The organism is Mesorhizobium sp. L103C119B0 (genome assembly GCF_000502235.1).
Taxonomy (GTDB): Bacteria; Pseudomonadota; Alphaproteobacteria; order Rhizobiales; family Rhizobiaceae; genus Mesorhizobium.
In genome coordinates this window covers 61,931-81,259 of sequence record NZ_AYXE01000018.1, presented here as the reverse complement: position 1 = coordinate 81,259, position 19,329 = coordinate 61,931, and the positions used below count along the sequence as shown (strand labels likewise).

The window sequence follows — 19,329 nt, the reverse complement described above, 5'->3', positions numbered from 1 at the left end:
TCCTCCCGCCGCCAGCGAGCTCGTAAAGTACCAATAGGTGGCGGTCAGGTTGATCATGAGGCTCATATAGTCGATGCGGGGGTGTTTGTCACGTGGGGTATGCGGAGACAATTCGGGATGGGCCGAATCCTCGCGATTTCGTCATCCCTGGGCGGAGCAGGAGCGAAGCTCCGTCGCGGAGACCCTGGGATCCATTCCGTGACCTGGGCCGTGGAGTGCGGCGGAGCAGAATTCTGGACCGTAGCAGCGCTCTGAAGTCGCGGCGTGGATCCTCGGGTCTGCGCTGCGTCGCCACGCTCCTTGCTCCGCCCGTGGATGACGAAGTGCCGGCGGTTCGCCAATCGCCAACACGTATAACGCGGAGCGGCTCATGCGGTCCAGGGATCGAAGAGTTCAAGCCCAAAGCCTTCGAAATCTTTCGTATTGCACGTTGCCAAGGTGAGCTCGTGCGCAATCGCAGTGGCTGCGATCAGGCCGTCCATCGACGACAGACCACGACCGCGGCGCTTCGCAAGACCCATCAGGTCGCCCCAGGCAAGGCAACCGCATCGTCCACCGGCAAAACCCGCTGTTCGAAGCGCTGGGGCAGGTCCCGGGCGAGCCATTCGGCCAGCGCCTCGCGTTTGCGGCCCTCATCCATCAGAGAGACGCCGCGCCGGATCTCGGCGATCGACACTACGCTGATGAAGGAGCGGTCCTCATCAAGCTCGTCCAGCCAGCCCAGGACACGTGCGACAGGCGCTGGCCTCGTCACCTCGGACAGGACATTCGTGTCGAGCAGCAGTCTCACCGCGGCAGGTCACGCGGTTCGTCGCGCTGACGTTCAAGGTCGAGATCGGCGCCGCGCAGCGGCGAGTCCAGCAGGAACTCGGCAAGCGTACCCTTGCGTGCGATCTTGCGCTGCCATTCCTCGGCCGAGACGACAACCACGCTTGGTTTGCCGTTCTTGGTGATCGTCTGCGGCGAGGACTGCGCGCGCTCGATGACCTCGGAGAGCCGGGCTTTTGCCCCGGCAACCGTCCAGTTGGTGCCTTTGGATGACGTTAGCATCGCATCCCTCGTGACTATCATGACTATCATGACTATCTGGGAATGGCGATGTTGCTGCAACAGGGTTTGAAGCTACTCCGGCGAGGTCCCCGCGACGTTCTGGTCATAGTCGACCAGCGAGCCGGTCATGACACCGGATTGCGGGCTGGCCATGTAGCTGATCAGCCGCGCCAGTTGGTCGGGCTTCACCAGTTGGCCCATGGGCTGGCCGGCCTCTGCCTTTGCCAGCCAGTCGTCGGAGGCACCGTGCCATTTCTTCTGCACGATGTCCTCGCCCTCGGTGTCCATCCAGCCCGGCAGAACGGCGTTGCAGCGGATGCGGTTGGAGCGATAGGCGTTGGCGACGTTCTTGGTCAGTGTCGCCAGTGCACCCTTGCTCGATGAATAGGGCGCCAGGAAGGACTGGCCGCAATGCGCCGACATAGAGAGCACGTTGACGATCGAGCCCGGCGCCTTCTTGTCCAGCAGATGCGCCACCACGCCCTGCATCAGGAAGAAGGGACCACGCACATTGGTGTGGAAAATCTGGTCGAACACCTCTTCCGAAGTTTCGACAAGTGAACCACGCGCGGACGTGGCGGCGGCGTTGACCAGCGCGTTGATGGTGTCGAAATGCGAGATCGCGGTTGCCACCGCGCGCTTGCAGTCCGCCACTTTCGAGACGTCGGCGCTGATGAAGATCGCATCGACGCCGGCCTTCTTGAAGTGGGCGACCGCCTTGTCGCCCTTCTCCTGCGAACGGCCGATGAGCGCCAGCGCCTTGCAGCCCTCGTCGGCCAGCGCTTCGGCGACGGCAAAGCCGATGCCTTGCGCGCCGCCGGTGACGATGGCGCGCGTGTTCGAATTGCGATCGGCTGATGTGCTCATCGCTCTGCTCCTGTGCCTTGGTTCCGGTTCTTACTTGTCGAGGCGGACGGTCTTGCCCGATGTCGCCGACTTCAGCGCCGCATCGGCCAGTTTTAGCGCAACGAGGCCGTCGGCGCCGCTCGGCGATGCCTTTTTGCCCGACGTCGCGGCAGCGATGAAGGCGGCGATCTCGAGGGCGTAGGCGTCGAGATAGCGGGTCATGAAGAAATCGTGCAGCGGCGGGCGGGTATAGCCCTTCTCATTGGCGACCTCTATCGACACCGGCCGCTGGTTCTCGGCGGCGACCATGCCCTTGGAGCCATGCACCTCGATGCGCTGGTCGTAGCCATAGGTGGCGCGGCGCGAATTGGAGATGACGGCCTGCTTGCCGGACGCGGTTTCGAGGATGACGCTGACCGAATCGAAATCGCCGGCCTCACCGATCTTCTTGTCGACCAGAACCGAGGCATGGGCGCTGACCGCGACCACCTCTTCGCCGAGCAGGAAGCGCGCCATGTCGAAATCGTGGATGGTCATGTCGCGAAAAATGCCGCCCGAGCGCTTGATGTAGTCGACCGGCGGCGCGCCCGGGTCGCGCGAGGTGATGGTGACCATCTCGACCTTGCCGATGGCGCCGTCGTCGATCGCCTTGCGTACGGCGGCGAAGTGCGGATCGAAGCGGCGGTTGAAACCGACCATCAGCGTCGCCTTGGCCTTGTCGACCACGGCCAGGCATTTCTCGACGCGCTTGACGTCGAGGTCGATCGGCTTCTCGCAGAAGATCGCCTTGCCGGCCTTGGCGAAACGCTCAATCAGATCGGCATGGGTGTCGGTCGGCGTGCAGATGACCACGGCGTCGATGTCGTTGGCCTTCTCGATCGCGTCGATGGTGCGCTCTTCGGCGCCATAGGCGGTTGCCAACTCGGTCGCCGCCTTTTCAAAAGCGTCAGCAACGGCCACCAGTCTGGCCTGCGGGTTGGAGCCGACGGCGCGGGCATGGACCTTGCCGATGCGGCCGGCACCGAGGAGGGCGAAACGAACAGTCATGGGGTTTTCCTCTAGGGGGATGGGTTCGAGAGAGTTGTGTCTCCACCTTCCTTTTGAGAAAGGTGGCAAGATAATTTTCGAGCACGCCAGAAAACAGGATGACCATCCTGTTCAGGCCGCGAGTTCCGCCTCCCCGGTCTTGGCGCCGGTGATGTAGGAGACGATGTCGTTGCCGTCGGTGTTTTCCTTGCGCAGGTTGGCGACGATGCGGCCGCGCCGGAAGACGACGATACGGTCGCACAGGTCGAACACCTGGCGCATGTTGTGGCTGATCAGGATCAGCGGTTCGCCATTGTCCTTCAGCGTGCGGATGATGTTTTCGACCTGCGCGGTCTCCTGCACGCCAAGGGCTGCCGTCGGCTCGTCCATGATGATCAGCTTGGAGGCGAAGGTCGCCGTCCTGGCGATGGCAACGCACTGGCGCTGGCCGCCCGACATGTGGCGGATGGTGTTGGAGAGGTTGGGGATTTTCACTGCCGTGCGGATCAGCGCCGCCTCGGTCGCCTTGCGCATGTATTTGCGGTCGAGGATCGAGAACGGCCCGAGATTGAACAGCACCTTTTCGCGGCCGAGGAACAGGTTCGACGGCACGTCGAGATCGTCGGCCAGCGCCAGATTCTGGAACACGGTCTCGATGCCCGCCGTGCGCGCTTCGATCGGCCCGGCGAAATTCACTTCCCTGCCGTCGAACCAGATCTGGCCGCTGGTGCGCTGCTCGACGGCGGTGATCTGGCGCACGAAGGTGGATTTGCCGGCGCCATTGTCGCCCATGATGGCGACATGCTCGCCCTTGCGCAGCTCGAAATTCGCGCCTTCCAGCGCATGGACGCCGCCATAGCGTTTGGTCAGGTTTTCGGTCTTCAGGACGATGTCTGTCGTGGAGATATCTGGCATGGTCAAGCCCTCAATGCCCGCATGCGCTGGCGCCATTGGTCGAGAACGACCGCGCCGACGATGATCACGCCCTTGACCATCTCCTGATAGTAGGCGTCGAGGCGCAGGAAGGTGAAGCCGGAAATGATGACGCCGAAGATCAGCGAGCCGATCACGGTGCCGACGATCGAGCCGCGGCCGCCCGACAAAGAGACGCCGCCGATGACCGCCATGGCGATGGCGTCGAGCTCGTACATGACGCCCATGCCGGACTGCGCCGTCAGGTTCTTGGAGGAGAGCACGACGGCGGCCAGCGCGGCGAGGATGCCGGCAATGACATAGACGAGGATCTTGTGGTTGGCGATCTTGATACCGGACATGCGCGCGGCATCCTCGTTGGAGCCGATGGCGTAGCAATGCTTGCCGTAGCGTGTGTAGGTCATGATCAGCTGGAACAGCACCGCCAGCGACAGGAAGATGATGACCGGCATCAGCCCCTTGCCGATACCAGCGAAACTTTCGGTCGGAAACGAGATCGGCTGACCCTTGGACCACCATTTGGCGATGCCGCGCGCGGTCACCATCATGCCGAGCGTCGCGATAAACGGCGGAATGCGCGTGTATGCAATCAAGGAGCCGTTGACGAGACCGGCGAGCAGACCGCAGCCGATGGCGACCAGTACCGGCACGATCACCGGCAGGTCGGTCCAGCCTTGCGCCAGGAACATCGCCTTGGGGTTAGGGTTACCGTTGACCGTCGCCACCTGGGCAAAACTCATGGCGATCATGGCGGTGGCGCCGACGATCGAGCCCGAGGACAAGTCGATGCCGCCGCAAATGATCACCTGCGTGACGCCGATGGCGATGATGCCGACGATCGACACCTGCAGGATGATGATCTGCAGGCGGGCCTCATTGAAGATCCCGGCGACGTTGTCGCGCGTGTTGAACAGGAAGCTGTCGCCAAGAAAGATGCGGCCGATCAGTTCGAAGATGACGACCAGAATGACCAGCGCCAGGAAGACGTTGAATTCGGCCGGCCATGTCCGCCTCTTCGCGTCATAGCTGACCCCGCCGACGCCATGAGATGTCTGTGACATGCCTTGTCCTCCGTGAGGCCGCATTTGCCCTTCCGCCCCTCAGGGCGGTGGGGAAACGGGAGCGGCGCGGTTGCGCCGCTCTCTTGTTTGTTTGTCGCAATTCCGGACGGAAAACCGCTTCACATTTTTTCCTGGAATTGCTTACGCGTGAGTTGCCGGCTCAGTTCTTCTTCAGGAACTTGTCGATGTTGGCCGGCGTAACCAGCTGGAAGGGCACGTAGACCTTGTGCTCGACCTTCTCGCCCTTGGCGAGCTTCAGTGCCGCGTCGAGCGCGCCGGCGCCCTGGCCGGCCGCATCCTGGAACACGGTGGCATCGAGGTCGCCGGCCTGCATGGCGGCAAGCGCGTCCTGCGTGGCGTCGACCCCACCGACGACAACCGTCTTCATGTCGATGTTGGCGGCCTTCATCGCCTGGATGGCGCCGATGGCGCTTTCGTCATTGTTGGCGATGACGCCGTCGAACGGCTTGCCGGTCGACAGCCAGTTGGTCATCAGGTTCTGCGCTTCGTCGCGGTTCCAGTTCGAAGTCTGCTTGTCGATGATCTTGATGAAGCTGCACTCCGGCGTGGCGATCACCTCTTCGATGTCCTTGGTGCGCTGCACGGCGGCCTGGTTGGAAAGCTCGCCCATGATGACATAGACATTGGCTTCCTTCTTGCCGGCCTCGGTGAACAGGCGGCAGACTTCCTTGGTCTCGAGCGTGCCGGAATCGGCCTCGTTCGACGCGACGAAGGCCTGGTTGTCCGGCAGCGTGTCGACATTGACCGGCTGGCGGTTGACATAGACCAACGGGATCTTGGCGGCTGCGGCGGCGTCCGACATCGCCTGCGTGGCCGAGGTGTCGACCGGGTTGACGATGATGGCGTCGACGCCCGAGGCGGCGAAGTTCTTGATCTGGTCGAGCTGCTTGGCGACGTCGTTCTGCGCGTCCTCGACCTGCAGTTCCACGCCGCTCATGGCCTTGGCCTGCTCGATCATGCCGTTGCGCAGCACGGTGAGGAAGTTGTCGTCGAACTTGGCCATCGACACGCCGACCTTGGCGGCAAAAGCGGACGAACTCATCAGCGCCGCAAAGGCGACGCCCAAAATCAGTTTCTTCATTGTGTTTCTCCTCCACATTGGTGTCCGGCTGCACCGATCTACCCGGAATCCCCGATAGCCCGAGGAATCTCTCCCTGATGCCTTCCTGTTCCGTATGGCGTTTTGTCCAAGGGATGGAACGCCAGGCTCCCAGTTTGAAACAGATGTTCCGGAACGAAAGAACCAAAATACCAATCTGATGAAATATTTATTCCATTTTTTCGCGAGACGTCAAGAGCGATTCCTAAGTCGGAAAGCGGATTTTCGGTCGCCGCGCCGCAATTTCACGTCGAATCGAGGCCGACAGCGGCCCAGGCCGAGTCTGAAGGCAGAATCTGATAGATTCTATCATCGCCGGAGAGCCCGCGCCGAACGGATCGGCGCGGCAACGCGTTAGATATTTTCCGGCAGATAGATGTCGAAGGGCAGAAAGGTCTGGCCCGGCGCGTTGGCGGCGCCGGCCTCGATGGAATGCGCCATCAGGTCGACAAGCTCGCGGCACAAGGCGGCGAGCGGCGTCGAGATCACCATTGTCAGGATGTTGTCGGCGAGTGCCGCGCGCGATTCGGCGTTGATCTCGTTGCAGACGACCACCGGCATGTTTGCGGGCTTCGCTGCGCGCAGCGCCGACACCGCGCCTTCCATGCCGCCGCCGGCGACATAGCAGCCGGCAAGATCCGGATACCGCACCAGGAGATCGATCATCGCATCGTGGGTGACCTGGTTGGCTTCCAGATTGACCAGCGTTTCCATCACCGTGAAGTCCGGCGCATGTTCGCGGAAGAAGGAGCGGAATCCGATCTCGCGCAGTTCATGGCCGTGGAAGCGATGACTGCCGACGAAAAGGGCGACCTTGCCGGGGTTCTTTGCCGCCCTGGCGATCATCCAGGCCGCGGTGCGACCGACCTTGCGATTGTCGAGGCCGACATATCCCTCACGGATGCCAGCGGCAAAGTCGGACAGCAGCGAGAAGACAGGTTGCCCCCTCGCTTTCAGCGACTCCACGACCGCCGTCAGCGTCGGATGGTCCGGACCGACAACGGCGATTGCTCTGGATTTCGCTGCCAGCTTGCGCATCTGGGCGGCGATCTCGTCGGCGGCTAGCGAGCTGGCGAAATCGATGGTGGCGACGCCGCGGAAGCGCTGCGATTGCGAGACCGCCATTTCTAGCTCCCTCGCGAAATCGCCGTAAAAAACATCATTGCCCCGCAGCAGCAGAAAGCCGAGGCGGTATTCCGGCAATTCCTGGCGCATGCGCCGCTTGATCAGCCCGGCGGCGTGGTAGCCGATGCCGGTCGCCGCCTCATAGACGCGGCGCGCGGTTTCCTCGCGCACCGGCAGCCGGTTGTTCAGCACCCTGTCGACAGTGGCGACGCTAACGCCGGAGATGCGCGCCAGATCGGTGATGGTTGGCCGTTTTGCCATGACTGTCCCGCATGAGTGCCTGCAACTGCTTACATCGTTCTGATGGAAAATGATAGAAACTATCTTTGTGATATTGAGACTATCACCGCATGGCGCTATTTTGCGCTCGGACACAAGCGCCTGTAATGGACATATCCGTCCTGACGGATGCTGTGGCCGACGGAGGCAGCCCCTATGGAAGCGACACTATCCACACCACCGTTTCGGCGCGACTACAGCCTGATGGGCCGCGATTCCAAGCTCGCCGTCGAGACCGGGCTGGCGGCGGCCGAGTGGTATCACACCGATATTCCGCGCAAGCAGATGAAGGAGCTGATGCAGCGCTCCGACGGGCCGGCGATCCGCGACACCGCGATCTGGCTGGCCGCGCTGATCCTGAGTGCCGCCGGCGGCGCCTGGTTCTGGGGCAGCTGGTGGTGCGTGCCGTTCTTCTTCGTCTATGGCGTGCTCTACGGCTCCTCCACCGACTCACGCTGGCACGAATGCGGCCACGGCACCGCCTTCCGCACCCAGTGGATGAACGACGCGGTTTACCAGATCGCCTGCTTCATGATCATGCGCAATCCGGTGACCTGGCGCTGGAGCCACACCCGCCACCACACCGACACCATCATCGTCGGCCGCGACCCGGAAATCTCCGTCATGCGGCCGCCGGATCTGTTCCGGGTCGCGCTTGGCTTTATCGGCGTGCTGGATGCCTGGCATGCGATGTCGGACATGCTGCGCAATGCCGCCGGCAATATCAGCGCGGCGGAAAAGACTTTTATCCCCGAACAGGAGCAGCCTAAGGCCATTCGCATCGCCCGCATCTGGACGGCGATCTATGCCGTGACGATCGCGCTGGCGCTTTATTTCGGTTCATGGCTGCCGCTGATGCTGGTCGGGCTGCCCCGGCTCTACGGCGCCTGGCATCATGTCATGGTCGGCCTGCTGCAGCATGGCGGGCTGGCGGAAAATGTCATCGACCACCGGCTGAACAGCCGCACCGTCTACATGAACCCGGTCAGCCGCTTCATCTACTGGAACATGAACTATCACGTCGAACACCACATGTTCCCGATGGTGCCCTATCATGCGCTGCCTAAACTGCATGCGCTGATCAAGCACGATCTGCCGGCGCCGACGCCGTCGATCCTGGCCGGCTACCGCGAGATGATCCCGGCCTTTTTGCGCCAGCTGCGCAACGAGGACTATTTCCTCAAGCGCGAACTGCCGCCAACGGCGCGGCCCTATCGCGAGGAACTCCACAACGACGCCGTCGCCGCCGCGGCGGAATGATCGCGCGATTAAGCTTTTGTTTTGTCGCAACTCCGAACGGAAAACCGCAACGCACTTTTCCTGGAATTGCTTTTGGGAGGAACACATGAGCGACTGGATCGAGGCCTGCGCCGCCGGCGACATCGACGAAGAAGATGTGATGCGCTTCGACCATGGCGGCCGCACCTTCGCCATCTATCGCAGCCCTGACGACGATTATTTCGCCACGGATGGCCTGTGCACGCACGAAAAGGTGCATCTGGCCGACGGGCTGGTGATGGACGACATCATCGAGTGCCCCAAGCACAATGGCCGCTTCAATTACAAGACGGGGGCGGCACGGGGCGCGCCGGTTTGCGTCAATCTCGCCACCTATCCGGTAAAGGTCGAGGCCGGCAAAGTGCTGATCCAGATCGGATAGGACCATGCAGGCGGGAATGGTCATCATTGGCGCCGGCGAGTGCGGCGGGCGGGCAGCGCTGACACTGCGCGAGCTGGGCTATGACGGGCCGGTGACGCTGGTGGGTGACGAACCCCATCTGCCCTATGAGCGGCCGCCCCTGTCCAAGGACGCAATGACGAGCGACGCGGCCGAGATCAAGACGATCGCCAGCGACGAAATTCTGGCCGAGAAATCGATCCGGCATATCCATTCCGTTCAAGCGGTGGCGATCGACCGCCCGGCGCATATGGTGCGGCTGTCGGACGGTTCGGCCCTGCCCTACGACAAGCTGTTGCTGGCGACCGGCTCGACACCGCGCAAGCTGCCGATGCCGGGATTGGGGTCGCGCTGCGTCTACCTCCGCACCTTTGCCGACGCGCTGGCCATTCGTGCCCACCTCAGCCCGGCAAACCGCATCGCCATCATTGGTGGTGGCTTTATCGGCCTGGAGCTCGCCGCTTCGGCGCGCAAGCTCGGGGCCAGCGTCACGGTCATTGAGGCGCAGCCGCGCATCCTCATGCGCGGGGTGCCGGCGGAGATCGCTGAAATCATCCATCAGGCGCATGAGGCCGAAGGCGTGACCGTGCTCACCGGTCAGGGCATCGCTGATATCGCCGACGACGGCGCTGAGGTGCACATCATGCTCGCCGATGGGCAGGACATCGTCGCCGATCTCGCCGTCATCGGCATCGGCGCCGTGCCGGTGACCGGGCTTGCCGCGGAAGCGGGCCTGACCGTCGATAACGGCATCGCCGTCAATGGCGAACTCCAAACAATCGATCCCGACATCTTTGCCGCCGGCGACTGCTGCTCGTTTCCGCTCGCTGTCTATGCTGGCCGGCGGGTGCGGCTGGAAGCCTGGCGCAATGCGCAGGAACAGGGTGCGCTGGCCGCGAAGAACATGCTGGGTGCCCGCGAAGCGCATGCCGCGGTGCCATGGTTCTGGTCGGATCAGTATGGTTTGTCGCTGCAGATCGCCGGCCTTTCGGACGAGGGCCACACCGCGGTGCGTCGCGATCTCGGCGACGGCGCTTTTATTCTGTTTCACCTGGCCGAGGACGGCAGGCTGGTGGCGGCGAGCGGCATCGGTACGGGCAATGCCGTGGCGCGCGACATCAGGCTGGCCGAGATGCTGATCGCGAAACGGGCACAGCCGGCGCCGGAGGCGTTGGGGTCGCCGGATGTGAAGCTGAAGTCGTTGCTGGCAGCGTAAGTTTTACCCTTCCCCTTGTGGGGAGGGTCGCTGCGAAGCAGCGGGGCGGGGGTGCGGCACCGACCCCCACCCGGACCTTTGGTCCGACCTCCCCACAAGGGGGAGGTAAAGGGCCCCAGCCCTAAAACAGCGCCTTCAGCTCGTCCAGCTTGTCGTTGACCAGCCAGCCGTAATAATTCTCCTCGGGCAGTTTGACCGTCTCACCCGCGGCGCGGCGCTTGTCGTTCTCTGCTTTCAGCGCATAGGCGCGCTGCTCGGGATTGCCGACATTGTAGAGCGTGGCGGTCAGCCCCGGATTGCCTGAGATGTCGAAGCCGGCAATGTTTTTGTAGGCGTCGATCGACTTCCTGATCGTCGCTGCGACGTAGGGCAATGTCAGGTCCGGATCCATGATCGTCTTGTAGACCCCATTGGGATCGCCGACATCGAGCTCGGGCAGCCCCGACACCTTGTGCACGAGATCGCTCATCTGCAGCGCGGTCAGCGGGTTGAGCTGGCCGAGGCCAAAGGTCTGGCCGGCATAATAGGGCTGGAAGAAGGTGGCGCCGAAGCGGTCGTTGGGAAAGCTGGTGCCGCCGACGGTCTTGCCGCGGAAGGAGCGGTTCCACACCTGCTCGCGGCATTCCCACAGGTCGTAGCTGTCCGACATTGTGCACTTCTTGAATTCCGGCCGCTGCACGAAATCGGTGATGTCCTCACCGTCATAGGCGAAGGACAGCTTGCTGGAGAGGTAGGAGATCGCCTTGACGTAGTAGGTCTGCAGCCGGTCGTAGGCATCGACATTGTAGGTGTGCTCGCCGACGATGGCGCCGACGATGTGCAAGGGGTTGATGCCGTAAGCGGCAGCCGCCTTCCTGATCTTGGCGCGCAATTCGGCGTCGTTCTGCAACAGAGCGTAGACCTTGCGGTATTTGGCCTGGAAGGTGGTGTTGGTGGCCTGGGTGCGGCGGCTGGAGGCGCCCGGTATGTCAGGCTGCACGACATTGCGGTTGCCCGCCGGCACCAATGTCGCGGCGTCAGCCGCGAACAGCGTCGCCGCCAGCGTCAAGCCGAGAATGAGCAGGATCAGTTTTTTCATGCGCCGCCGCCTAGAGAATTGCCGCGCAAACTAGGTAAAGCTCCCGGTCGAGTCGAGAGCGCCCTTGCAGCCGGCAAGACGAAAGGTGGCCGCATGATACCATCCGGCCACACACGATGATGTTTGCCGGAAATTGGTGCCTAAGCATCGGCCCAAAAATCGAAACCGATTTTTGGAAAGTCCGATGCGTCGATTCAATACTGTTAGAGCGACCTTTGCGCGTCCAAAGGACGCGCGGCGCTCTAATACCGGCGCCGGATGAACCGGCGCCCTCGTTTAAAGGATGAATCGCGACAAATCTGTGTTTCGCGAGAGGTCGCCGACATGCTTTTCCACATAGGCGGCATCGATGGCGACGCTGGTGCCGTTGCGGTCGGGCGCGTCGTAGGAGATCTCGTCCAGCACGCGCTCCATCACCGTCTGCAGGCGTCTCGCTCCGATGTTTTCGACGCTAGCGTTGAGGTCGACAGCGATGCCGGCCAGCGAATCGATGGCATCGTCGGTGAAGGTGAGGTCGACGCCTTCGGTCTTCATCAGCGCGATATACTGCTTGATGAGGCTGGCCTCGGTCTCGGTGAGGATGCGAATGAAATCGTCCTTCTCCAGCGCCCGCAACTCGACACGGATCGGCAGGCGGCCCTGCAATTCCGGCAACAGGTCGGAGGGCTTGGAGACATGGAAGGCGCCCGAGGCGATGAACAGTATGTGGTCGGTCTTCAACGGTCCGTATTTGGTCGCCACCGTCGTGCCTTCGATCAGCGGCAGCAGGTCGCGCTGCACGCCTTCGCGCGAGACGCCGGCGCCCATGCCGCCTTCGCGCGAGGCGATCTTGTCGATCTCGTCGAGGAAGACGATGCCGTCATTTTCGGTCGCGTCGAGCGCCCGGCGCACCACCTCGTCCTGGTCGAGCAGCTTGTCGGACTCGTCGTTGACCAGCAGCGCGTAGGACTCCTTGACCGTCGTCTTGCGCGCCTTGGTCTTCTTGCCACCCATCGCCTTCGACAGCATGTCGTTGATGTTGAGCACGCCGATATTAGCGCCCGGCATGCCGGGGATCTCGAAGCCGGGCATGCCGCCGGTACCGGTGTCGGCAACCTCGATCTCGATCTCCTTGTCGTCGAGCTCGCCGTCGCGCAGCTTCTTGCGGAAGGAATCGCGGGTCGCCGGGCTCGCCGTCTTGCCGACCAGGGCTTCCAGCACGCGCTCCTCGGCATTGAGGTGCGCGCGCGCCTTCACGTCCTCGCGCATCTTCTCGCGCACCAGGCCGATGGCGATCTCGACCAGATCGCGGATGATCTGCTCGACATCGCGGCCGACATAGCCGACTTCGGTGAACTTGGTGGCCTCGACCTTGACGAAAGGCGCACCGGCGAGTCGCGCCAGGCGGCGCGAGATCTCGGTCTTGCCGACGCCGGTCGGGCCGATCATCAGGATGTTCTTCGGCATCACCTCTTCGCGCATCTGGCCTTCCAACTGCTGGCGGCGCCAGCGGTTGCGCAAGGCAATGGCCACGGCGCGCTTGGCGTCCTTCTGGCCGATGATGAAGCGGTCGAGTTCCGAAACGATTTCACGGGGAGAGAAGGTGGTCATATCACTAGATTCCACTTTGCCACTGCTTGATGGACTCGAACGGATGCAGCAGCATGATCACGTTGAGCGTCAGATTGTCCCGGATGAGGTAGCCGACACCCAGTTCGAAGATGAGGGCGAGGCCGACGATGCTCCATATAGGTAGCTTTCTGGCCATCACAAACCCCAGCACCATGGCCAGCGTGTCGGACACCGAATTGATGATGCTATCGCCATAGTAATCCAGCGAAATGGTGCCGGCGCGGTAGCGCTCGATGATGAACGGGCTGTTTTCCAGGAGTTCCCAGCCGCCCTCGATGACGACGGCGAAAGCCAGGCGCAGACCGATTGGCGAGCGCGGGAACAGGAACCAGGCCAAGGCGTAGAACAGGAAGCCGTGGATGATGTGCGAGAAGGTGTACCAGTCGGAAATATGCTGGGAATTCTCCGAACTGTTCACCACACCGTGCCAGAGTTTGACGTAACCGCAGGTGCAGATCGGCGTGCGGCCCATGCCATAAAGCGCACCGGCCTGGAAGATGAGCAGAGCGAGCACGAGCAGAAGCCCCATCCGCCAGCTGTCTTCGTAGGCCGAGTAATTTTTGGCAGTGCCCGGTGTCGCCATCAACTCATTCCCCTTCTTCCACGTCGCGCTCTTTGCCATCGACAGCCATCAGCACGGCGTCGCCATATCTAGAGTGCCTGCGATCAATGACGCGGAATCCGGCCTTTTCATAGGCGCGGATGGCACGGCCATTGCCGGGATGCGGATCGATTATGACGCGCGGCGCGCCTTCCTCGAACAGTTGCTCGACGAATTGCCTGACGATCGCCGAGCCATGACCTTTGCCAACCAGGTCAGGCACGCCGATCGACAGGTCGATGCCGAGCGTGCCGAACGGCTGGTCGGCATAGGGATGGTCCTCTTCCAGATGCGGATCGTAGCTCTGCAGATAGGCGATCGGCCTGCCGTCGAGCTCGACGATCAGCGGCTCTACAGAAATAGAGTCAATGTGCTCCCGGATTTCGGCGATTTCCGTCTCCGGATCGTCCCACCATTCGGCGACATGCGGCTCGGCCAGCCAGCCGGCGATCATCGGCAGGTCTTTTTCGGTAACCGGTCGAAAATCATAGAGCACCAGCGGGTTAGCCGGCATCGAGCGTTTCGACAACAAAGTTGTTGTTGGTATAGACGCAAATGTCGGAGGCGATCTGCATCGCCTTGCGGGCGATCTCCTCGGCATCCTTGTCGCTGTCCATCAGCGCGCGGGCAGCGGCCAGCGCATAGTTGCCGCCGGAACCGATGGCCATGACGCCGAATTCGGGCTCCAGTACGTCGCCGATGCCGGTGAGCGCCAGCGAAACCGACTTGTCGGCCACCAGCATCATCGCTTCCAGCCGGCGCAGATAACGGTCGGTGCGCCAGTCCTTGGCGAGCTCGACGCAGGCGCGCGTCAACTGGTCGGGATATTGTTCGAGCTTGGCTTCGAGCCGCTCCAGAAGGGTGAAGGCGTCCGCCGTGGCGCCGGCGAAACCGGCAATGACATTGCCGCCCTTGCCGATGCGGCGCACCTTTTTGGCGTTGCCTTTCATGATGGTCTGGCCAAGGCTGACTTGGCCGTCGCCGGCGATCACCACCTTGTTGCCCTTGCGCACCGTCACGATGGTCGTGGCGTGCATGCTCAGTTCATTCGACATTTTTAGCTCCGATTCGCGCGATCCCGATAAGGCGATTGGCGCGCGGTACGAGTGATTTCGATCGGCCATATGTATGCATGGGGCGGGTGATTGCAAACGGCGTCCGCCTTGGCCGGTGGCTGTCCGCATCGCAACTGGCAATCGCCGGTTCATGCTGCTAGAAGGCACTCGTTTTCAAGCAAATGACAGCTTGGAACCCCGTCTTGAGTTTCGAACCCCTCAGCCAAGGACAAGGTCATGGCGTCCCGTTCCGCCGAAGTCAGCCGCAAGACCAAGGAAACCGAGATCAGTGTCTCGGTCCATGTCGACGGCACCGGAAAATCCGACATGTCGAGCGGCGTCGGCTTCTTCGACCATATGCTGGACCAGCTGTCGCGCCACTCGCTGATCGACATGACGGTGAAGGCGAAAGGCGACCTGCACATTGACGACCACCACACGGTCGAGGACACCGGCATTACGATCGGCCAGGCGCTGGCCAAGGCGCTGGGCGAGCGGCGCGGCATCATGCGCTATGCCTCTGTCGACCTTGCCATGGACGAGACGCTGACGCGGGCCGCGATCGACGTGTCGGGCCGTCCGTTCCTGGTCTGGAATGTCGCCTTCTCGTCCCCGAAGATCGGCACGTTCGACACCGAACTGGTGCGTGAATTCTTCCAGGCGCTGGCGCAGAATGCCGGTATCACGCTGCATGTCACCAATCATTATGGCGCCAACAATCACCATATTGCCGAGACCTGCTTCAAGGCGGTGGCGCGCGCGCTGCGTTTCGCACTGGAGCGCGACCCGCGCCAGCCGGAAGCGGTTCCCTCCACCAAGGGATCTCTGAAAGGGTAGGCTGATGGCCATCTATGTCGTGATGGAACCGCCAGGCCGCACCGAGGCGGCCGACGCAACCGTTTTGGTCCGCGACGGTTTTTCCTGGCTGGCTTTCCTGGTGGCGCCGCTGTGGCTCGCCTGGCACAGGCTGTGGATCGAGGCGGCGCTCGCCTTCGTCGCCATGGGGCTCATCTCGGTGCTCGGCCAATGGCTGGGACTGGACTGGGCCGGCTCCGCACTGTCTTTACTGGTCTCGCTCTATATCGGGCTGGAAGGCCAAGGGCTGCGGATCGCAGCGCTGCGCCGCCGCGGCTGGCATGAATGGGGCGTCGTCGAAGCCGACAATCCTGACGATGCCGACATCCGCCAGACACTGGACGCCGAGGCGCTTGCCGACGAGCCGGCGCCGCTGCCGCGCATCGTGCCGGACGCCAGCCTGGCCCGGCCGACGCAGACCGGGCTGACGCTGGGCCTGAGCCATACGCCGGGAAAAGCCTGAGATGCGGGTTGCCATCATCGATTACGGGTCGGGCAATCTGCGCTCGGCCACCAAGGCCTTCGAGCGCGCCGCGCATGAAGCCGGCATTGCCGCTGCCATTGAGCTAACCGCCGACGCCGAGCGGGTGCGCAGCGCCGACCGAATCGTTTTGCCCGGCGTCGGCGCCTATGCCGATTGCGCGGCGGGCCTGCGCGGCGTCGCCGGCATGTGGGAAGCGGTGGAAGAGGTAGCGATCGCCAAGGCGCGGCCGTTCCTCGGCATCTGCGTCGGCATGCAGCTGATGTCGCAGCGCGGCCTGGAAAAGACCGTGACCAAGGGCTTCGGCTGGATTGCCGGCGACGTCAAGGAGATCACGCCCGCCGATCCGGCACTGAAGATCCCGCAAATCGGCTGGAACACCATCGATCTGGAGCGCAAGCACCCGCTGTTTTCGGGTATTGCGACCGGGCCTAAGGGTCTGCACGCCTATTTCGTTCATTCCTACCATCTCGACGCGACAAGGCCGGACGAAGTGCTGGCCGTCGCCGATTATGGCGGCCCGGTAACGGCGGCGGTCGCGCACGGCAACCTTGCCGGCACGCAATTCCATCCGGAAAAGAGCCAGGCGCTCGGCCTGGCACTGATCACCAACTTCCTGCGCTGGAGGCCTTGAGATGAGCAAGAAGGGCTACTGGATGGCGATGGTCGATGTGACCGATCCGGAAAACTATCCGAAATACATCGCCGCCAACAAAGCGGCGTTCGACAAATACGGCGCGAAATTCCTGACGCGAGGCGGTCAGTCGTCAAGCCCGGAAGGGCCATCCGGCAATCGCCATGTGATCGTCGAGTTCGAAAGCTACGAGGTCGCGCTGGCTTGCTTCCATTCCCCCGAATACCAGGCAGCGCTGAAATTCCGGCGCGCTTATTCGACCTCGCATTTCGCCATTGTGGAAGGGGTCTGAACGGTGATCCTGTTTCCGGCCATCGACCTCAAGGACGGCAAGTGCGTGCGGCTGAAGCACGGCGATATGGCGACCGCGACCATCTACAATGACGACCCTGCGGCCCAGGCCAAGGCCTTCGAAGAGCAAGGGTTTGAATGGCTGCATGTCGTCGACCTCAACGGCGCCTTCAAGGGCCAGAGCGTCAACAACGCGGCGGTCGGCGCCATCCTCAAGGCGACGAAAAACCCGGTGCAGCTCGGCGGCGGCATCCGCACGCTGGCGCAGATCGAGGACTGGCTCGACCGCGGGCTGGCCCGCGTCATCCTCGGCACGGTGGCGGTGCGCGATCCCGACCTGGTCCGGGAAGCCTGCAAGGAATTTCCTGGAAAGATCGCCGTGGGCATCGACGCCAAGGGCGGCAAGGTGGCGGTCGAAGGCTGGGCCGAGGCCTCCAGCCTCGGCGTCATCGAACTGGCGCGGAAATTCGAAGGCGCCGGCGTTGCCGCCATCATCTACACCGATATCGACCGCGACGGCGTTCTGACCGGCATCAACTGGGATGCCACGATCGATCTCGCCGACGCCGTCTCGATCCCGGTCATCGCCTCGGGCGGGCTGGCTTCGATCGCCGACATCGTGCGCATGACCATGCCCGACGCGAAGAAACTGGAAGGCGCCATCTCCGGCCGCGCGCTCTATGACGGGCGTATCGACCCGGCCGAGGCGCTTGCGGTGCTGCAGGGCAAGGCGATGGAGACCCGGCCGTGAAAATCTCCATCATCCTGGCCTCCTATGACAGCGGCCACTATCACGGCGGCATGGGCCGAGGCCCGGATGCACTCATCGCCGGCGGGCTTGTCGACGCGCTGACGCTCTCCGGGCACGACGTCGTCGTCACCGATATCGGCAGGGTTGGCGACGAACAGCAGCGCGAGATCGCCACCGGCTTTGCCGTGTGCGGTGCCGTCTCCGGCGAGGTCCGCATCGCCATAGACCGCGGCCGGCTTCCCATCGTGCTGGCCGGCAATTGTCTGACATCGGCCGGTGCGGTTGCCGGCGAGGATGCCGATGCGATCATCTGGGCCGACCAGCATGGCGATCTCAACACCCCGGAGACGTCCATCTTCGGCTTTCTCGACGGCATGGCGCTGGCCACGGTTCTCGGCCTGTGCTGGAAGCCGATGGCCTCGGCCATCCCCGGCTTCCGGCCGATCGATCCGGCGCGCTGCGTGCTGGTCAACGCGCGCGATCTCGATCCGGCCGAAACGGAGCTGTTGAAGACGTTGCCGGTCATCCGCACCGAATGCCCGGACTGGGCGACGGCGAGCGGCAGGCTGAAGGCGCCGGATGCGAAGCGGGTGCACCTGCATCTCGATCTCGACGTGCACGACCCCGGGGCGCTGCAGGCCAACCGCTACACCACGCCCGGCGGCCCGGAGCCGAAACAGCTGCGCCAGGCTGTCTGCGGCATGGCCGGCCTGCTGCCGATTTCCGGCATCACCATTTCCGCCTACGATCCGGCGTTCGATGCGCAGGCCGAGGTTCCGCCGCTGGTCGGCGAACTGCTCAGCGAGTTGCTGGCGACGATGGAGAAGGGCTGATGCTGAAGGCCCGAGTCATCCCTTGCCTTGACGTCAAGAACGGCCGCGTCGTCAAGGGCGTCAATTTCGTCGACCTCATCGATGCCGGTGATCCGGTCGAGGCGGCCAAAGCCTATGACTCGGCCGGCGCAGACGAGCTTTGCTTTCTCGATATCACCGCGTCGTCCGACAACCGTGAAACCATCTTCGACGTCGTCGCCCGCACCGCCGAACAATGCTTCATGCCGCTGACCGTCGGCGGCGGCGTGCGCCAGGTCGCCGATATCCGCAAACTGTTGCTGGCCGGCGCCGACAAGGTGTCGATCAACACTGCGGCGGTGAAGAATCCCGATTTCGTCGCCGAAGCCGCCGACAAGTTCGGCAACCAGTGTATTGTCGTCGCCATCGACGCCAAGAGGGTGTCGGCGCCCAAAGAGCCCGGCCGCTGGGAGATCTTCACCCACGGTGGCCGCGAAAAGACCGGCATCGATGCGGTCGAGTTCGCGCGAAAAATGGTTGATCGCGGCGCTGGCGAGATTCTTTTGACCTCGATGGACCGTGACGGCACCAAGGCCGGCTACGACATTGCGCTGACCCGCGCGATAGCCGATGCGGTTCGCGTGCCAGTCATCGCGTCGGGCGGCGTCGGCACGCTCGACCATCTGGTCGAGGGCATTCGCGACGGCCATGCCGGCGCCGTGCTCGCCGCCTCGATCTTCCATTTCGGCACTTACACGATTACGGAAGCCAAGGCGCATATGGCCGAGGCCGGGCTGCCGATGCGCCTGGACTATCCGGTTCAATCCACTCCACAAAGGCTGTAGGC

Annotated in this window: 22 protein-coding genes and 1 pseudogene; 10 read left to right on the top strand and 13 right to left on the bottom strand. The window is 63.0% G+C overall.

Annotated features, from left to right (window positions below; genetic code table 11):
• Nucleotides 1–368: 368 nt before the first annotated feature.
• The 8 genes and pseudogenes from X728_RS01000000167170 to X728_RS141950 all read right to left on the bottom strand — a co-directional run bounded on the left by X728_RS01000000167170 (nucleotide 369) and on the right by X728_RS141950 (nucleotide 7,422).
• A pseudogene (locus X728_RS01000000167170) lies at nucleotides 369–790 on the bottom strand (type II toxin-antitoxin system VapC family toxin).
• Entirely contained in the window at nucleotides 787–1,050 is a 264-nt protein-coding gene (locus X728_RS141920; protein ID WP_023702090.1) for a type II toxin-antitoxin system Phd/YefM family antitoxin, read from the bottom strand. Before X728_RS141920 ends, X728_RS01000000167170 begins: the two are co-directional and overlap by 4 nt.
• Nucleotides 1,051–1,122: 72 nt before the next feature.
• Nucleotides 1,123–1,917 carry an SDR family oxidoreductase gene (locus tag X728_RS141925; protein ID WP_023832668.1) on the bottom strand — a complete coding sequence of 265 codons (795 nt, stop codon included), beginning with the start codon at nucleotides 1,915–1,917 and terminating at the stop codon, nucleotides 1,123–1,125.
• 30 nt (nucleotides 1,918–1,947) lie between these two features.
• On the bottom strand, nucleotides 1,948–2,943 hold the full coding sequence (gene iolG, locus X728_RS141930; RefSeq protein WP_023832667.1) for an inositol 2-dehydrogenase: 996 nt from the start codon (nucleotides 2,941–2,943) through the stop codon (nucleotides 1,948–1,950).
• A 111-nt stretch (nucleotides 2,944–3,054) separates the two neighbouring features.
• Nucleotides 3,055–3,837 carry an ATP-binding cassette domain-containing protein gene (locus X728_RS141935; RefSeq protein WP_027049093.1) on the bottom strand — a complete coding sequence of 261 codons (783 nt, stop codon included), beginning with the start codon at nucleotides 3,835–3,837 and terminating at the stop codon, nucleotides 3,055–3,057.
• 2 nt (nucleotides 3,838–3,839) lie between these two features.
• Nucleotides 3,840–4,916 (bottom strand): ABC transporter permease, encoded by a 1,077-nt coding sequence (locus X728_RS141940; RefSeq protein WP_023684064.1) that lies wholly within the window; start codon nucleotides 4,914–4,916, stop codon nucleotides 3,840–3,842.
• Nucleotides 4,917–5,076: 160 nt separating this feature from the next.
• Nucleotides 5,077–6,018 carry a sugar ABC transporter substrate-binding protein gene (locus tag X728_RS141945; RefSeq protein WP_023832666.1) on the bottom strand — a complete coding sequence of 314 codons (942 nt, stop codon included), beginning with the start codon at nucleotides 6,016–6,018 and terminating at the stop codon, nucleotides 5,077–5,079.
• A 372-nt stretch (nucleotides 6,019–6,390) separates the two neighbouring features.
• Nucleotides 6,391–7,422: a LacI family DNA-binding transcriptional regulator gene (locus X728_RS141950; protein WP_023684066.1), complete on the bottom strand. Its 1,032-nt coding sequence runs from the start codon at nucleotides 7,420–7,422 to the stop codon at nucleotides 6,391–6,393.
• A gap of 174 nt (nucleotides 7,423–7,596) precedes the next feature.
• Here X728_RS141950 and X728_RS141955 point away from each other — a divergent pair, with 174 nt between their 5' ends.
• The 3 genes from X728_RS141955 (at nucleotide 7,597) to X728_RS141965 (ending at nucleotide 10,334) form a co-directional block, all read left to right on the top strand.
• The gene (locus X728_RS141955; protein ID WP_031195833.1) at nucleotides 7,597–8,700 is read left to right on the top strand and encodes a fatty acid desaturase family protein; all 1,104 of its coding nucleotides are present in this window, start codon (nucleotides 7,597–7,599) and stop codon (nucleotides 8,698–8,700) included.
• Between the two features lie 85 nt (nucleotides 8,701–8,785).
• Complete coding sequence (locus tag X728_RS141960) at nucleotides 8,786–9,100, top strand: MocE family 2Fe-2S type ferredoxin (protein WP_023672328.1); 315 nt, start codon at nucleotides 8,786–8,788, stop codon at nucleotides 9,098–9,100.
• 4 nt (nucleotides 9,101–9,104) lie between these two features.
• The gene (locus X728_RS141965; protein ID WP_031195831.1) at nucleotides 9,105–10,334 is read left to right on the top strand and encodes an FAD-dependent oxidoreductase; all 1,230 of its coding nucleotides are present in this window, start codon (nucleotides 9,105–9,107) and stop codon (nucleotides 10,332–10,334) included.
• A 121-nt stretch (nucleotides 10,335–10,455) separates the two neighbouring features.
• On the opposite strand, the gene X728_RS141970 is transcribed toward X728_RS141965, so the two are convergent.
• The 5 genes from X728_RS141970 to hslV form a co-directional block, all read right to left on the bottom strand.
• Nucleotides 10,456–11,412, bottom strand: a complete 957-nt coding sequence (locus tag X728_RS141970; RefSeq protein ID WP_023739746.1) for a DUF1402 family protein — start codon at nucleotides 11,410–11,412, stop codon at nucleotides 10,456–10,458.
• A 276-nt stretch (nucleotides 11,413–11,688) separates the two neighbouring features.
• Nucleotides 11,689–13,002 carry an ATP-dependent protease ATPase subunit HslU gene (gene hslU / locus X728_RS141975; protein ID WP_023672325.1) on the bottom strand — a complete coding sequence of 438 codons (1,314 nt, stop codon included), beginning with the start codon at nucleotides 13,000–13,002 and terminating at the stop codon, nucleotides 11,689–11,691.
• Between the two features lie 4 nt (nucleotides 13,003–13,006).
• Entirely contained in the window at nucleotides 13,007–13,606 is a 600-nt protein-coding gene (locus X728_RS141980; protein ID WP_023695986.1) for a DUF2585 domain-containing protein, read from the bottom strand.
• 4 nt (nucleotides 13,607–13,610) lie between these two features.
• Nucleotides 13,611–14,138, bottom strand: coding sequence for a GNAT family N-acetyltransferase (locus X728_RS141985; protein ID WP_023832663.1), 528 nt, complete (start codon nucleotides 14,136–14,138; stop codon nucleotides 13,611–13,613).
• Complete coding sequence (gene hslV, locus X728_RS141990; RefSeq protein ID WP_023832662.1) at nucleotides 14,128–14,679, bottom strand: ATP-dependent protease subunit HslV; 552 nt, start codon at nucleotides 14,677–14,679, stop codon at nucleotides 14,128–14,130. Before hslV ends, X728_RS141985 begins: the two co-directional genes overlap by 11 nt.
• 237 nt (nucleotides 14,680–14,916) lie before the next feature.
• On the opposite strand from hslV, the gene hisB reads away from it, so the two are divergent.
• From hisB to hisF, 7 genes are read left to right on the top strand one after another with little or no spacing between them, the layout of a single operon-like run.
• Nucleotides 14,917–15,516, top strand: coding sequence for an imidazoleglycerol-phosphate dehydratase HisB (gene hisB / locus X728_RS141995; RefSeq protein ID WP_023832661.1), 600 nt, complete (start codon nucleotides 14,917–14,919; stop codon nucleotides 15,514–15,516).
• Between the two features lie 4 nt (nucleotides 15,517–15,520).
• A complete protein-coding gene (locus X728_RS142000) occupies nucleotides 15,521–15,997 on the top strand; it encodes a DUF2628 domain-containing protein (RefSeq protein WP_023710437.1) in 477 nt (158 codons plus the stop codon).
• Between the two features lies 1 nt (nucleotide 15,998).
• On the top strand, nucleotides 15,999–16,649 hold the full coding sequence (gene hisH, locus X728_RS142005; protein WP_023832660.1) for an imidazole glycerol phosphate synthase subunit HisH: 651 nt from the start codon (nucleotides 15,999–16,001) through the stop codon (nucleotides 16,647–16,649).
• A gap of 1 nt (nucleotide 16,650) precedes the next feature.
• Nucleotides 16,651–16,941: a DUF1330 domain-containing protein gene (locus X728_RS142010; RefSeq protein WP_023672318.1), complete on the top strand. Its 291-nt coding sequence runs from the start codon at nucleotides 16,651–16,653 to the stop codon at nucleotides 16,939–16,941.
• Between the two features lie 3 nt (nucleotides 16,942–16,944).
• A complete protein-coding gene (gene hisA, locus X728_RS142015) occupies nucleotides 16,945–17,691 on the top strand; it encodes a 1-(5-phosphoribosyl)-5-[(5-phosphoribosylamino)methylideneamino]imidazole-4-carboxamide isomerase (protein ID WP_023832659.1) in 747 nt (248 codons plus the stop codon).
• Nucleotides 17,688–18,524 carry an arginase family protein gene (locus tag X728_RS142020; RefSeq protein ID WP_023702081.1) on the top strand — a complete coding sequence of 279 codons (837 nt, stop codon included), beginning with the start codon at nucleotides 17,688–17,690 and terminating at the stop codon, nucleotides 18,522–18,524. The genes hisA and X728_RS142020 overlap by 4 nt, the downstream gene beginning before the upstream one ends.
• Nucleotides 18,521–19,327 carry an imidazole glycerol phosphate synthase subunit HisF gene (gene hisF / locus X728_RS142025; RefSeq protein WP_031195830.1) on the top strand — a complete coding sequence of 269 codons (807 nt, stop codon included), beginning with the start codon at nucleotides 18,521–18,523 and terminating at the stop codon, nucleotides 19,325–19,327. Before X728_RS142020 ends, hisF begins: the two co-directional genes overlap by 4 nt.
• Nucleotides 19,328–19,329: the final 2 nt, after the last annotated feature.